Source organism: Streptomyces lasiicapitis, assembly GCF_014646335.1.
GTDB lineage: Bacteria > Actinomycetota > Actinomycetes > Streptomycetales > Streptomycetaceae > Streptomyces > Streptomyces lasiicapitis.
In genome coordinates, this window is record NZ_BMNG01000008.1 from 412,050 (window position 1) to 425,564 (window position 13,515).

At 71.4% G+C, this 13,515-nt stretch carries 12 protein-coding genes and 1 pseudogene; 7 read left to right on the forward strand and 6 right to left on the reverse strand.

Annotated features, from left to right (window positions below; genetic code table 11):
- Positions 1 to 12: 12 nt before the first annotated feature.
- From IEY91_RS20315 to IEY91_RS41880, 3 genes and pseudogenes are all read right to left on the reverse strand, one after another.
- On the reverse strand, positions 13 to 540 hold the full coding sequence (locus IEY91_RS20315; protein WP_164328452.1) for a MarR family winged helix-turn-helix transcriptional regulator: 528 nt from the start codon (positions 538 to 540) through the stop codon (positions 13 to 15).
- A 75-nt stretch (positions 541 to 615) separates the two neighbouring features.
- Complete coding sequence (locus IEY91_RS20320) at positions 616 to 1,674, reverse strand: questin oxidase family protein (protein WP_189175076.1); 1,059 nt, start codon at positions 1,672 to 1,674, stop codon at positions 616 to 618.
- Between the two features lie 90 nt (positions 1,675 to 1,764).
- Positions 1,765 to 2,002 (reverse strand): annotated as a pseudogene (locus IEY91_RS41880) (GNAT family N-acetyltransferase); the annotation flags it as partial.
- A gap of 182 nt (positions 2,003 to 2,184) precedes the next feature.
- Between IEY91_RS41880 and IEY91_RS20325 the strand changes: the two are divergent.
- Positions 2,185 to 3,258 (forward strand): sigma-70 family RNA polymerase sigma factor, encoded by a 1,074-nt coding sequence (locus tag IEY91_RS20325; RefSeq protein ID WP_164323979.1) that lies wholly within the window; start codon positions 2,185 to 2,187, stop codon positions 3,256 to 3,258.
- A 147-nt stretch (positions 3,259 to 3,405) separates the two neighbouring features.
- Here the strand turns inward: IEY91_RS20325 and IEY91_RS20330 are convergent, their stop codons facing one another.
- Entirely contained in the window at positions 3,406 to 4,380 is a 975-nt protein-coding gene (locus IEY91_RS20330; protein WP_189175077.1) for a helix-turn-helix transcriptional regulator, read from the reverse strand.
- A gap of 105 nt (positions 4,381 to 4,485) precedes the next feature.
- Between IEY91_RS20330 and IEY91_RS20335 the strand changes: the two genes are divergently transcribed.
- The 6 genes from IEY91_RS20335 to IEY91_RS20360 all read left to right on the forward strand — a co-directional run bounded on the left by IEY91_RS20335 (position 4,486) and on the right by IEY91_RS20360 (position 11,060).
- The gene (locus IEY91_RS20335; RefSeq protein ID WP_189175078.1) at positions 4,486 to 6,048 is read left to right on the forward strand and encodes an MFS transporter; all 1,563 of its coding nucleotides are present in this window, start codon (positions 4,486 to 4,488) and stop codon (positions 6,046 to 6,048) included.
- Between the two features lie 233 nt (positions 6,049 to 6,281).
- A complete protein-coding gene (locus IEY91_RS20340; RefSeq protein ID WP_164323983.1) occupies positions 6,282 to 7,043 on the forward strand; it encodes a DeoR/GlpR family DNA-binding transcription regulator in 762 nt (253 codons plus the stop codon).
- Positions 7,044 to 7,150: 107 nt separating this feature from the next.
- Positions 7,151 to 8,098 carry a 1-phosphofructokinase gene (gene pfkB / locus IEY91_RS20345; protein WP_189175130.1) on the forward strand — a complete coding sequence of 316 codons (948 nt, stop codon included), beginning with the start codon at positions 7,151 to 7,153 and terminating at the stop codon, positions 8,096 to 8,098.
- A gap of 75 nt (positions 8,099 to 8,173) precedes the next feature.
- Entirely contained in the window at positions 8,174 to 10,180 is a 2,007-nt protein-coding gene (locus IEY91_RS20350) for a PTS fructose transporter subunit IIABC (RefSeq protein WP_189175079.1), read from the forward strand.
- Positions 10,181 to 10,323: 143 nt separating this feature from the next.
- A complete protein-coding gene (locus IEY91_RS20355; RefSeq protein ID WP_164323988.1) occupies positions 10,324 to 10,722 on the forward strand; it encodes a hypothetical protein in 399 nt (132 codons plus the stop codon).
- Between the two features lie 83 nt (positions 10,723 to 10,805).
- Positions 10,806 to 11,060 (forward strand): hypothetical protein, encoded by a 255-nt coding sequence (locus tag IEY91_RS20360; RefSeq protein ID WP_164323990.1) that lies wholly within the window; start codon positions 10,806 to 10,808, stop codon positions 11,058 to 11,060.
- Between the two features lie 48 nt (positions 11,061 to 11,108).
- On the opposite strand, the gene IEY91_RS20365 is transcribed toward IEY91_RS20360, so the two are convergent.
- Both IEY91_RS20365 and IEY91_RS20370 read right to left on the reverse strand, forming a co-directional pair.
- Positions 11,109 to 11,882, reverse strand: a complete 774-nt coding sequence (locus IEY91_RS20365; RefSeq protein ID WP_189175080.1) for a DUF6227 family protein — start codon at positions 11,880 to 11,882, stop codon at positions 11,109 to 11,111.
- Between the two features lie 237 nt (positions 11,883 to 12,119).
- Entirely contained in the window at positions 12,120 to 13,352 is a 1,233-nt protein-coding gene (locus tag IEY91_RS20370) for a L,D-transpeptidase (protein WP_164323994.1), read from the reverse strand.
- Positions 13,353 to 13,515: the final 163 nt, after the last annotated feature.

Consider the following 13,515-nt stretch of genomic DNA (forward strand, 5'->3'; position numbering starts at 1 on the left):
GCCTGACGGCTCCTAACGGAGCCAGGGCAGGTCCGCCCCCGCCTCCTTCGGCTGAAGTCCCTCGGCGACGATCCTCATGATCTCGCCGAGGGACTTCTGCTGTTCCGGGCTCAGCCGGTCGAAGAGCGCCTGCCGCACCGCGTGCACATGCCCGGGGGCGGTCTGCCGCAGCACCTCGAAGCCCTCGTCCGTGAGGATCGCGAACTGCCCGCGCTTGTCCGTCGCGCAGTCCTCGCGCCGCACCCAGCCGCTCTTCTCCAGGCGCGCGACCGCGTGCGAGAGCCGGGACCGGGTGATCTTCGAGCTCTTCGCCAGCTCGGTCATCCGCAGCCGGCGGCGGGGCGCCGCGGACAGCTGCACGAGCAGGCCGTAGTAGACGTGCGGCATGCCCGCGTCCCGCTGGAGCTGCCGGTCGAGGAAGTCCTCAAGGAGCGTGGAGGCGTGCACGTACGCCAGCCAGGTGCGCTGCTCCTCGTCGTCGAGCCAGCGCGGCGACCTCGATCCCTCGCCGTCCGCCGTCGCGGTGGATGCCGTGTCCATGTATTCCACGTATTCCACTGTACGAGGCCTTCCTGTGTCCCCCGGTCCGGCCGCCCCGGGGGCGCGCGAACTCCCTCAGAGCGCGGGCGGGTTGAGCTCCACACCGCGCAGCGCCGCGGTCCGCGCCGCACGGTCGCCCACGTCGAGGGCGGTGTCGGCGAACTTCACCGTGTGATCGTCGCCGTGCGCGGCGGCCCGCGCGAAGACCTCGTCGAAGCTGCTGCCCGCCGCTTCCTCGTCCGCCTTTCTGTACGTTCCTTCGTACGCCGCCGGGGCCGCGGGAGCGTACGCCGCGGTGACCGCCGCGCTCGCCGCCCAGGACGCCTCCAGGGAGGCGGGCCACAGCTCGCGGGGGAGCGCGGGCAGGATGCGCAGGACCGCGTTGGGGGCGGTCGCGGCGTGCACGAGCATGATCGGCTCGCCGTGGCCGTGGGTGGCGTAGCGGTGGACGGCGGCGGTGACGAGGTCGGTGAGGAGGGTGCGGGCGGTGTCGGGGTCGGTGACCGTGCGGTCCCCGTTCGGCGGCCAGACAGGGACCGAGGTGAGCTGGGCGAGGCGGTCCGGGAAGCCGCCGTCCTGCACCGGGATGTGCCGCACCGCGTCGAGCGCGGCGGCGGCGTCGGCCGACGGGGGCAGGGCGAGCGGGGTGCGGGCGGGCAGCGGGGTGTGGCGGGCGGCCCAGTAGCCGAGGCCGTGGGCGAGCTCGGCGACGCGGGGCGCGGTGTCACCGCCGGGGCCGAGGAGGGTGCGGACGGCGTGGCCGACGCGGATCACGGGGTGCGTGGAGCCGCCCGCGATGCCGGGCAGGAGCACCGGCCACCACGCGGCGAGCACGTCGCGCCAGGGCCGCTCGGCGAGCTGCTGCTCGAAGTGGGCGATCCAGTCCGCCGCGCGCCGCGGATCGCCGAGGGCCGCGCGCCAGTCGTCGTCCGTGACCGGTGCGACGCGTCCCGGCATGTCCTCCAGCTTGGCGCGGTAGTAGTCGAGCCAGCGGTGCACGGAGCGCGCCTGGCCGCCGTGCACCAGGGCCTCGACGGTCATCGGTCCGTGGTTGGTGAGCCGCCCGAGCCGCTCGGGCCCCGAGGCGTGCAGCCGCTGAAGCGCTTCGTCGAGGATGCCGCTGGTGTCGTTCATGGCGGCACGGTAGGTGGGGGGTGTGGGCGGCCGTAACGGTCTGTGGCCCTAGTCCCCTGGCCCGAGGCCCTGTCCGAGCGGCATCTCGTACGTCGCGTACCCAAGAATGCCGGATTTGTCCCGCTGGGCAACCATCGGGCGACGCGGACCGTCTTCTGGGTGGGAGAGCAGCCAACGGCGTCGCCCTCCCGGCGGGACCCCGGCAAGAAAGAGCTGTGCCGCATGTGACGGCGGTCTCACGTACGTAGTGGTTGTGGATGTCGGCGAGAGGCCCGAGATCGGCCTCGGGTCCCGGCCTGACCTGCACCTCTGTACGTTCCGACGACATCGGCCCGCGCTCTGTGGCGGCACAGGGTACTGCATGATCACGAAAACGGGCGCGCGGCTTGGGAATTCTGTCCGGATTCCAGTCGTTGTTTCCATCGGATGCAGAGCACCTGGGAAGGTGTGCCGTCCACCACAGAAGGTCCACGCCGGACCGACCAGTGACAACCACGCAAGGGAGCACGCATGGCAACCCGTGCCGTCGCCCGTCGTAAGTCCGCCGACACCGGCGAGACCAAAGCGGCACGCAGTGTTCGCGCCGTAGGCGGCGAAATCGCCGACCGCGACCTGGTCGGGATGTACCTGGACGAGATCGCACGCACCCCCCTGCTCGACGCCGCCAAGGAGGTCGAGCTCTCCCAGATCATCGAGGCGGGCGTCTATGCCCGGCAGATATTGGACGGCGTGGTGGAGCGCGAGGCGTCCGCCGCGTCCGAAGAATCCTCCAAGTCGAAGTCCAAGGCCAAGTCCGAGTCGAAGGCGAAGCCGAAGTCCAAGGCCGCCTCGCGTGAGGAGCTCGAAGCCCTCGTCGCCGACGGCGAGCGCGCGAAGGACGTCTTCATCCGCTCGAACCTGCGCCTGGTCGTGGCGGTGGCCCGCCGCTATCCGCGCGCCGGCCTGCCCCTGCTCGACCTGATCCAGGAGGGCAACGCGGGCCTGGTCCGCGCGGTCGAGAAGTTCGACTACGCCAAGGGCTTCAAGTTCTCCACGTACGCGACCTGGTGGATCCGCCAGGCCATCACCCGCTCCATAGCCGACCAGTCGCGCACCATCCGCCTGCCCGTGCACCTGGTCGAGGAGCTCGGCCGGATCCGCCGCGTGCAGCGCGAGTTCAACCGCGAGCACGGCCGCGAGCCGGAGCCCGCGGAGATCGCCGCCGAGCTGGCCTCCACGCCGGAGCGCGTGACGGACGTGCTGGACTGGGCCCGCGACCCCGTCTCCCTGAACATGTCGGTGGACGACGACGGCGACACCCAGTTCGGTGACCTCCTGGAGGACACCTCGGCCGTATCGCCGGAGCAGTCCGTCCTCACCCTGCTGCGCAGCGAGGAGCTGGACGACCTCATCGGCCGCCTCGACCAGCGCACGGCCTCCATCATCAAGATGCGGTACGGCATCGTGGACGGCCGGGAGCGGACGCTGACGGAGGTCGGCAAGGAACACGGGCTGACGCGTGAGCGGATCCGGCAGATCGAGAAGCACGCGCTGCTTGAGCTGAAGAAGCTGGCGAGGGACACCGGTTTCGATGCGGCGGCCTGAGGCCGGCCGGGCTGGCAGGGGGGCTTCGTCCCCCCTGGGCCCCGGGTTTTGGCCTTCCGTTCGCTGTCGTGTCGGTTCCTGATATTGGCGCTTCGCGCCTCGTCCTCAAACGCCGGACGGGCTGGAATGGTGGCTGCGCCAGCTGGGTCAGTTGCCTGCAGCTGCGCTGAGGCGGCGGCCCAACTCTCGTACTCGGTCGCGTAGTTCCCCCGGGCCGTGCACGACGAAATCGCATTCGACCCAGATGAGGCGGGCCGCCACCCACTCCACCGGCTCGGTCACCGTGCCGCGCAGGCGGCAGTGGGTGGGGGCGATGGCGGCCAGTTCGCCCAGTGACGCGGGCAGCCGTCCGCCGACCTTGTCCAGGGGGGCGTGGAACTCCACGTCGACCTCGTACGCCGAGGACTCCTGGCGCCGGGCGAGGACACTGCGCCGCACATAGGCGTCCGCGCTGCCGCCCGGCAGCATGCGCTCGGTGAACCGGACCCCCGTGGCGAACGGGTCCGACACCCGGTCCACGCGGAACGTGCGCCAGTCCTGCCGCTCCAGGTCGTACGCGACCAGGTACCAGCGCCGCCCCGTGGACACCAGGCGGTGCGGCTCCGTCAGGCGCCGCGACGGGGTCCCGTCCTTCGCCTCGTACGCGAACCGCAACTGCTCGTGCGCGGCCGTCGCCGACGCCATCACCGTCAGCGTCTCCGGCGCGATCCGCACACCGTCCCCGGTGGCGAGCGACATCGTCGCGGCGCCGAGCGCGGACACCCGGTGCCGAAGCCGCGACGGCAGCACCTGCTCCAGCTTGGCAAGGGCTCGCACCGACGCCTCCTCGACGCCGTCCACGGCGTGCCCGGCCCCGGCCCGCAGCCCCACCGCGATGGCCACCGCCTCCTCGTCGTCGAGGACGAGCGGCGGCATCGCCTTCCCCGCGACCAGGCGGTAGCCCCCGCTCGCGCCCTGCGTCGCCTGCACCGGATACCCCAGCTCCCGCAGCCGGTCGACGTCCCGCCGCACCGTGCGCCGGCTGACGCTCAGCCGGTCGGCGAGCTCACCGCCCGGCCACTCGCGCGGGGTCTGCAACAGGGAAAGGAGCTGGAGCAGCCGTGCCGGTGTGTCCGTACTCATGAGGGGCCTCCCGTACGCCGTGGTCCCGAACCATTGCCGAACCTGAACCCAGGATCCCGTACATCTAGGACGCAACCTGACCTATATGGCTCCTAGCCTTACGGCATGACTTCTCCCAGCAGCACCTCCACGTCACCGGGGCACCAGCCCACGAAAGCGGGGTCCCCGACGGACCGGCGCCGCTGGTTCGCCCTCGCGATCGTCATGACGGCCGCCTTCATGGACCTGGTCGACGTGACGATCGTGAACATCGCGATCCCGTCCATCCAGCGGGACGAGGGAGCCTCGTTCAGCCACATCCAGTGGATCACCGCGGGGTACGCGCTCGCGCTCGGCGCGGGCCTGATCACCGGCGGGCGGCTCGGCGACATATACGGCCGCAAGAAGATCTTCCTCGTCGGCATCACCGGCTTCACCATCGCGTCCGCGCTCTGCGGCTTCGCCGCCAACCCGGACATGCTGGTGGCGTCCCGCATCCTGCAGGGCGCGATGGCCGCGCTGATGGTGCCGCAGGTCCTCTCGATCGTGCACGCGACCTTCCCGGCGCACGAGCGCGGCAAGGTCTTCGGCCTGTTCGGCATGGTCGTCGGCCTCGGCGCGGTCTCCGGGCCGCTGCTCGGCGCGCTCCTGACGGAGTGGAACCTCTTCGGCCTCGAATGGCGCCCGATCTTCCTCATCAACCTGCCGGTCGGCATCGCGGGCCTGATCCTCGGCCGCAAGTTCATCGAGGAGTCCAAGGCGCCGAAGGCGCTCAAGCTGGACATGGTCGGCGTCGTCCTGGTCACGGCGGGCGCGCTGATGCTGCTCTACCCGCTGACGCGCGGGCGTGAGCTGGACTGGCCGGTGTGGGGGTACGTGATGATGGCGGGCGCGCTCGTCGTCTTCGGCGCCCTCGTGGCGTACGAGAAGCACAAGGCCAAGAAGGACGGCTCGCCGCTCATCGAGCTGTCGCTGTTCAAGGTGAAGAGCTTCGCCGGCGGCATCGCCGTGCAGACTGTCTTCGGTGTCTCGCTCGGCATCTTCTTCCTGGTCTGGACGATGTACATGCAGATCGGCCTCGGCTGGAGCGCGCTGCGCGCCGGTGTGACGGGCGTGCCGTTCTCCATCGCGGTGTCCGCCGCGGCCGGTCTCTCCGTGCAGGTGCTCGTGCCCCGCTTCGGCCGCAAGGTCCTTCAGGCCGGTGCGCTGACCATGGCCGCGGGTGTCCTCGTCTACATCTGGGAGGCCGACCGGTACGGCACCGGCATCGCGTCCTGGCAGATGGCGCTTCCGCTGGTCGTCATGGGCCTCGGCATGGGCCTGATCGTGGCGCCCCTGACGGACGCGATCCTCTCCGAGGTGCCGCGTGAGCACGCCGGTTCGGCGTCCGGCCTCCTCAACACCGTCCAGCAGATGGGCAACGCGTTCGGCCTCGGCCTGGTGTCCGTCGTCTTCTACGGCGTCATCGACGAGAAGGTGACCCCGGACCGCATCCCGGCCGAGTTCATCAACGGCTTCCAGCACGCCCTGTGGTGGGTCGTGGCGGTCCTCGTCGCCATCTTCCTGCTGATGCTTACGCTGCCGAAGCGGCCGAAGCAGCACATCGAGGGCGCGGAGGACTCCGGCGAGGAGGCGGGCGCCGCGACCGAGGACGCGGTGAAGTCCCGGGAGCCGGCGCTGACTCCCTGAGCCTCCGCCGTTCTGCGGCAGATCACCCCACCCACCCACCCGCCCACCCCGAACCGAGGGGCTGGCCGGGGGTGGGTGGGGTTTCCCATGTCCAGGGGACCAAAGCCCACCCGCACAGGGACCAAAGCCCGAACATGTCTGCCTGATGCCCGAGTGTGTTTACTTCACGGGGATACGGACGTACGCTCCCAGGGAACCCACACAATCGGGCAAGAAGCAGGAGGCCCCCAGCCATGTACGGTCCAGAGCGCCAGCAGGAGATCCTGCGTCTCGCCCGCGAGGGAGGCCGCGTCGACGTCCTCTCCCTCGCCGCCGAGTTCCAGGTCACCGCGGAGACCATCCGCCGCGACCTGAAGGCCCTGGACCGCGCGGGCCTGCTGCGCCGGGTGCACGGCGGCGCCATCCCGGCCGGCAGCCTGGACTTCGAGCCCGACCTCGCGGAACGCGAGACCACGGCCGCGGACGAGAAGGACCGCATCGCCCGCGCCGCCCTCGCCGAACTCCCCGCCGATGGCACCGTCATCCTCGACGCGGGCTCCACCGTGGCCCGCCTCGCCGCCGCACTGCCGCTGGGCGCCGAGCTGACGGCCGTCACCCACAGCCTCCCCACCGCGGCCCGCCTCGCCGACCACCCCGGCATCCAGCTCCACTTGGTCGGCGGCCGCGTAAGACACCGCACGCGGGCCGCCGTCGACGCCTGGTCCCTGCGTGCCTACGGCGAGATCCGCGCCGACGTCCTCTTCCTCGCCGCCAACGGCTTCTCCGCCGCGCACGGCCTGACCACCCCGGACCTGGCGGAAGCCGCCGTCAAGCGCGCCGCCGTCGCCGCCGCCCGCCGCGTCGTCCTGCTCGCCGACTCCGCCAAGCACGGCCAGGAGCACTTCGCCCGCTTCGGCGACCTCGCCGACGTGGACCTGCTCATCACGGACACCGGCCTGAGCCCGGCCGACGCCGCCGCCATCGAGAAGGCGGGCCCGGAGGTCGTACGCGCATGACCACGTACGAGGAAGCAGCCCACGCAGCAGCCGCCGCCGAGGCAGCGGTCGCCCCCGAAGCCGCAGAAGGCACCGCCCGCAACGCAGCAGCAGAAGGCACCGCACGCATGATCCTCACCGTCACCCCCAACCCCTCCCTCGACCGCACCTACGAGGTCCCCGCCCTCGACCGCGGCGAGGTCATCCGCGCCACCGGCGACCGCATGGACCCCGGCGGCAAGGGCGTGAACGTCTCCCGCGCGGTCGCCGCCGCGGGCGTCCGCACCCTCGCCGTCCTCCCGCTCGGCGGCGCCCCCGGCGCCCTCGTCGCCCAGCTCCTCGACGAGCAGGGCATCGAGGTCGCCCCCGTCGGCGTGACCGGCCAGACCCGCTCGAACATCTCCGTCGCGGAACCGGACGGCACCCTCACGAAGATCAACGCGCCGGGTCCCGAACTGACCCCCGAGGAGCGGGAGTCGCTGCTCACCACCGTCGGGGAGAACTCGCCGGGCGCCGACTGGATCGCCTGCTGCGGCAGCCTGCCGCGCGGCCTCGCCCCCTCCTGGTACGCCGACCTCGTCGCCCGCTGCCACGCCGCCGGCGCCCGGATCGCCCTCGACACCTCGGGCCCGGCCCTGCTCGCCGCCCTCGCCGAGCGCCCCGACGTCGTCAAGCCCAACGCAGAGGAGCTCGCCGGAGCCGTCGGCCGCCCCCTCGCCACCGTCGGCGACGCCGTCAAGGCCGCCGAGGAACTGCGGGAGCTGGGCGCCCGCGCCGTCCTCGCCAGCCTCGGCGCGGACGGCCAACTCCTCGTCGACGACTCCGGTACGTACTTCGGTTACGCCCGCGTGGACGTCGTACGCAGCAACGTCGGCGCGGGCGACAGCTCCCTGGCCGGCTTCCTGATCGCGGGCGGCACCGGCCGCGCCGCCCTCGCCTCGGCCGTGGCGCACGGCGCCGCCGCGGTCCAGCTCCCCGGCAGCGCCATGCCCACCCCGTCCGACCTCTCCCCGGACACCGTCACGGTCACGTCCGAAGTCCCCCTGGACCGCGCCCTGACGGAACCCGCCCCCTGACCCAGCGCTTTTACAACCCCCGTCCCCCGCCCTCATCCCCGCCCCCCGAGGGATACGCGTGCGAAGGAGCCCGCGATGAGCAGCGAAATGATCACCGCGGACCTGGTCGACCTCGAACTCGACCGGTCCGCCGACACCAAGGAAGCCGCGGCCCGCGCGCTCGCCACCCGCATGGTGACCCTCGGCCGCGTGACCGACCTCGACGGCTTCCTCGCCGACGTGGCGGCCCGCGAGGCGCAGATGCCGACGGGCCTGGACGGCGGCATCGGTATTCCGCACTGCCGCAGTGCCCATGTGACGGAACCGACCTTGGCCTTCGGCCGCTCCGCCACCGGCATCGACTTCGGCGCCCCTGACGGCCCGGCCGACCTGATCTTCCTCATCGCGGCCCCCGCGGGTGCGGACGACGCCCACCTGACGATCCTGTCGTCCCTGGCCCGCCAGTTGATGAACGCGGAGTTCACGGACGCACTTCGGGCCGCCCCCGACGCGGAGTCGGCAGCGGCCCTGATCCGCGGCGAGGACCCGCCGACGCCTGCCTCAGTGGACAGCAGTTCCGCTGAGCCCGACTCCCACGCGGACAAGGCGGCCCCGGCCCCGCCCTTCCGGATAGTGGCCGTCACCTCCTGCCCCACGGGCATCGCCCACACCTACATGGCAGCCGAGTCCCTCGAAAACGCGGCCCGCGCCGAGGGCGTAGAGCTGACGGTGGAAACCCAGGGCTCCGCGGGCTTCACCCGCCTCACCGCAGAGACCATCGAAGCCGCCGACGCGGTCGTGTTCGCCCACGACGTCCCCGTGAGGGACAAGCCCCGCTTCGCGGGCAAGCCCACCGTCGACGTAGGCGTGAAAGCGGCCATCAACCGCCCGGCGGAACTCCTCGCGGAGGCAAGGGAGAAGGCGGCCCGCGGCGAGGTCACGGCCCCGGCGAGCCCGACCCCGGTCGACAACGCGGGGGACAGCGGCGACAGTTACGGCACCAAGCTGCGCAAGTGGCTGATGTCGGGCGTCAGCTACATGGTCCCCTTCGTGGCGGCCGGCGGCCTCCTCATCGCGCTCGGCTTCGCCATCGGCGGCTGGAAGATCGACAAGGCCCCGTCCGTGGCGGAGCACTTCATCTGGACCGACCACACCAGCTGGGCGGCGCTCCTCTTCCAGATCGGCGGCCTCGCCTTCGCCTTCCTGGTCCCGGTCCTCGCGGGCTACATCGCGTACGGCATGGCCGACCGCCCCGGCCTGGTCCCCGGCTTCGTCGGCGGCTCCGTGGCCGTCACCATCGACGCGGGCTTCCTCGGCGGCCTCGCCGCGGGCCTGCTCGCGGGCGCGGTGGTCCTCGGGATCCAACGGGTCCGCATCCCGCCCGTACTGCGCGGCATCATGCCGGTGGTGGTGATCCCACTGATCTCCGCGGCGGTCGTCGGCTTCCTGATGTTCCTCGTCGTCGGCAAGCCCATCGCCTCGCTGCAGAGCGCGCTGACCGACTGGCTGGAGGGCCTGACCGGCGCCAACGCGGTCATCCTCGGCGTCGTCCTCGGCCTGATGATGTGCTTCGACCTCGGCGGCCCGCTCAACAAGGTCGCGTACGCCTTCGCCGTCGGCGGACTCACCCACCCCACGGACGGCTCGCTGAAGGTCATGGCCGCGGTGATGGCGGCGGGCATGGTCCCGCCCCTGGCCATGGCTCTCGCCACCACCGTACGAGGACGGCTCTTCACCAAGACCGAGCGCGAGAACGGCAAGGCGGCCTGGTTCCTGGGCGCCTCGTTCATCACGGAGGGCGCGATTCCGTTCGCGGCCGCCGACCCGCTGCGCGTCATCCCCGCGTCGATGGCGGGCGGCGCGGTCACCGGCGCCCTGTCGATGGCGTTCGGCTGCACCCTGCGCGCTCCGCACGGCGGCGTCTTCGTGGTGCCGCTGATCGGGCAGCCGCTGCTGTACCTGGTCGCGATCGCCGCCGGTGTCTGCGTGTCGACGGCCGCGGTCGTGCTGCTCAAGGGCGCGCGGAAGACGACGGGACCGGCCGGGGACGGCGGCCTGGCCGCCGGGGCGGCGGACGAGGCCCGGGTGCCGGTGGCCGCGTAAAAGGCCACCCTTGCCCGGGGTGTGAAGGGCCCGCCCGCACAGGCGTGCCCTTCACCCGTTCCCGGACCCCGACCCCGTGGGCATACTGCTGATACGTACGCGGTTTCCGAACCCGGGCACGAGCAGCACCTGCGGGGGCCATCGTGAGCCACCTTCAGCAGAGTCACCTCAGCAGCCTGCTCGACATGGTCGGCCGGCTCACCGAGCAGGCGCGGGCAGGTCTGGAGCAGGACACCGACACGGCGGGCGTCTTCCTCGCGGTCTACTCCGGCTTCCTCATCGAGACCGGCACGGGCATCCGCTGGATCCTCGAACCGGACCTGATCGAGCACGCCACCGAGGTGATCCGCGGCCACGCCCCCGGCGCCGGTGCCGCGCGCACCGACCTCGCCGCCCGGCTGCTCGCCACCCTGTGGGCCAGCTGCGTCCTCGCGGGCGTCGACACGGAGGACTGGGCACGCGAGGCACCCGAACTGCCCGACATCTGTGTCCGGATGGCGGGTTTCCTCACCGGGGAGCGGGACGGGGCCCGAGGCGACTGAGAAAGTGCGAGATGCGTCACTTCAGGACCAAAGGCCCATTAACACCTCTGTTGTAGATCTGGTCGCTGTTGTCTACTGACCGCATGTTCCAGGGTGCTTCGATCGTTCAGCAGACAGGCGTGGCCCTGCTCGCCGGGGTGACCGCCGTCTGGGCCGTCACGTTCCTGCGGGTGCAGCGCCGCCGCGCGGCCGAACTCGCCGCGCCGAGCGGCCCGTTGCTCCGCTCGCTGCCGGTCCAGTCCGGGCCGCCACGCGCGGAGTCCGTCGAGCTGACGCCGGACGAGCGCGCCGCGTTCGCCGGTCTGGTACGGCAATTCGGCCGGGGCCGTCCCCGGTAGCAGCCGCCGGGAGCCGCGAATCGGCGAACGACCGCCGAACAGCCGTGGTCAGCGGGCCCTGGTCGCGGGATAGGCCCGCGCCCGCCGCGCCATCGCCGCCCGCGCCGCGTGCTCGGTCGTGTACACCTCGCACATGTGCCGGCCGTCGGCCGTCGCCGTGTGCTCGACCTCCCAGAGGCTGACCTCGGAGCCGTCGAACAGCAGGAACGCGTGCTCGTACAGCGAGAAGCCGAGCCGGGTCTCGCCGCTGAGGCCGGTGCGGCCGAAGGCCTGCGTGATCTGGTGGGCGAACGCCGAGCGCAGCAGGCGGGCCATGTCGTCGTCGGGGTGGTCGGCGCCGGCCGGGTTCTCCGCGCGGCGCAGCAGACGGCGGGCGTGGTCGGCGGAGTCGTCCGGCACATACGTGTGCCGGGGCTCGTTGGCCGGGATGGGGTGCAGCACGACGGGTGCCTCGCCCGCCGGGGTGTCCGGCGGCAGCGGCAGGCGGGCGGTGGCCACGCCGGCCTCCTCCTCGTCCAGGTACAGCTCGTACTGAACGGCGCTGCCGGGCCCTGTGTTGTGCGCGAGCTCCCAGAGGGTGAGGACCTGGCCGTCGGCGAGCAGCCAGGTGTGGCGGTAGGTCTCGCGGTGCAGGCCCGCGCTGTGGTGCGCGGAGTGCAGCGAGCTGTCGTAGGCGAGGGACCGCTCCAGGCTCCGGATCGCCTCGTCCGGCAGGTCGAAGGAGTTCAGGGCGCGGCTGAGCAGTCGCTCGAGGTGCTCCTCGGGGGAGGCTGGGTCGGGCGACTCGGGTGGTTCGTACGCTGTCTGGTACGGAACGCTCACGGATACTCCCGGATGCTTCCGGCGTTGCTGCATGTCACCTTGTGCGTGCATACCGTAGCCCCTGGGTCCGACATCATGTCCGGGAACTGGAAAACGATCGGGCCGCACGGCAAGTTCCCGTGCGGCCCGCTCCGTTGGTGCTCCCGCGATGCTCCTGATGAGCCTTGCGCGGCGCCGAACGCGCCCCGCGAGTGGCCGTCGGCAAGGCTCGTGCGGACGGCGCGTGTGGCCGTCGGGTCAGACGGCGCTGCCGGCCGTCCACTGGCTCCAGGACATGTTCCAGCCGTTCAGGCCGTTGTCCGGGGCGATGGTCTTGTCCGGCGAGCCCTTGACGGTCACGACGTCCCCGACGAGGGAGCTGTCGAAGAACCACTTGCCCAGGGTGTCGCCCTGCGCCCCCTGGACATCCTGCAGGCCTACGCAGCCGTGGCTGGTGTTGCTGCTGCCGAAGATGGAGGGGGAGCTCCAGTAGTTGCCGTGGATGAAGGTGCCGGACGTCGACAGACGCATGGCGTGCGGTACGTCCTTGATGTCGTACTCGCCGCCGAAGCCCACCGTCGAGCCGTTCATCCGCGTCTGCGTGAACTTCTCCGAGATCACCATCTGCCCGTTGTACGTGGGGTTCTCGGCGCTGCCCGCGGAGATCGGCACGGACTTGACGACCTTGCCGTCCCGCTCGACCGTCATCTTCTTGGCCTTCACGTCGACGGTGGAGACCTGCGAGCGTCCGACGGTGAACGTGACCGTCTTGTCCTGCACGCCGGTCGCGTTCGCCGCGCCCTTCACGCCGTCCAGCTCGATCTTCATGGTGACCTTGGAGCCGGCCTTCCAGTACTCCTGCGGCCTGAAGTCCAGGCGCTGGCCGCCGAACCAGTGGCCGACGACCTTCTGACCGCTGCTGGAGCTGACCGTGATGTGCGACTGCACGGCCTTCTTGTCGGTGATCGGCTTGTCGAAGGTGAACGAGACCGGCATGCCGACGCCGACCTTGGCGCCGCCGTCGGGCGTGTACGTACCGATGAAGCTGTTGGCGTTCGACACCGTCGTGAACGTCGCGTTCTCCGTGGCCGGGCGGCCCTCGGAGTCCTTGGCGTTCGCGGTGACCTTGTACTTGGTGCCGCGCTCGAGCTGGTCCTTGGGCTTCCAGGTGCCGCCGTCGGCGGAGATGGAGCCCTCGACGGCCTTGCCGGACGCCACGTCCGTCATCTTCACGGTGGAGAGCTTGCCGTCCTTGACCTTCACGCCGGTGGCGTTGATCGAGGCGTCGGTCGCGCCGTCCTTGGAGGAGATGGCAATCTGCGCGCCGGACGCGTCCTTGCCCGCCCCGGACTTCTTGTCGTCCTTCGCGTCGGCGTCACCGCCGCAGGCCGAGAGCGTCAGCGCGCCGACGGCCGCGAGCGCGGCTGTCGCCAGCAGGACCCGCCGCCGCCGACGGGGCTGAGGCTGCGCTGCTATGTCCGGCGTTGTCACGAGCTGCTCCAAGGTACGTCGTCTGATCCAGTACGGGTAAAGAGCGGCCTGGCGGCTGATTGGTTCCGCCGCACCCATGTGAGTGCAGGCACACCCGACCGCGCCCGTGGAACGCTAACAACCTTGGATTAAAGGCGACTTAATAAACTTCGAGGCGAGAGGG

Bases quoted from the DNA above. Each gene is read 5' to 3' on its own strand.
- IEY91_RS20360 (WP_164323990.1), top strand. From the start codon at position 10,806: ATGTTCCAGGGTGCTTCGATCGTTCAGCAGACAGGCGTGGCCCTGCTC.
- IEY91_RS20335 (WP_189175078.1), top strand. From the start codon at position 4,486: ATGACTTCTCCCAGCAGCACCTCCACGTCACCGGGGCACCAGCCCACG.
- IEY91_RS20330 (WP_189175077.1), bottom strand. From the start codon at position 4,380: ATGAGTACGGACACACCGGCACGGCTGCTCCAGCTCCTTTCCCTGTTG.
- IEY91_RS20350 (WP_189175079.1), top strand. From the start codon at position 8,174: ATGAGCAGCGAAATGATCACCGCGGACCTGGTCGACCTCGAACTCGAC.
- IEY91_RS20320 (WP_189175076.1), bottom strand. From the start codon at position 1,674: ATGAACGACACCAGCGGCATCCTCGACGAAGCGCTTCAGCGGCTGCAC.
- IEY91_RS20325 (WP_164323979.1), top strand. From the start codon at position 2,185: ATGGCAACCCGTGCCGTCGCCCGTCGTAAGTCCGCCGACACCGGCGAG.
- IEY91_RS20315 (WP_164328452.1), bottom strand. From the start codon at position 540: ATGGACACGGCATCCACCGCGACGGCGGACGGCGAGGGATCGAGGTCG.
- pfkB (WP_189175130.1), top strand. From the start codon at position 7,151: ATGATCCTCACCGTCACCCCCAACCCCTCCCTCGACCGCACCTACGAG.
- IEY91_RS20340 (WP_164323983.1), top strand. From the start codon at position 6,282: ATGTACGGTCCAGAGCGCCAGCAGGAGATCCTGCGTCTCGCCCGCGAG.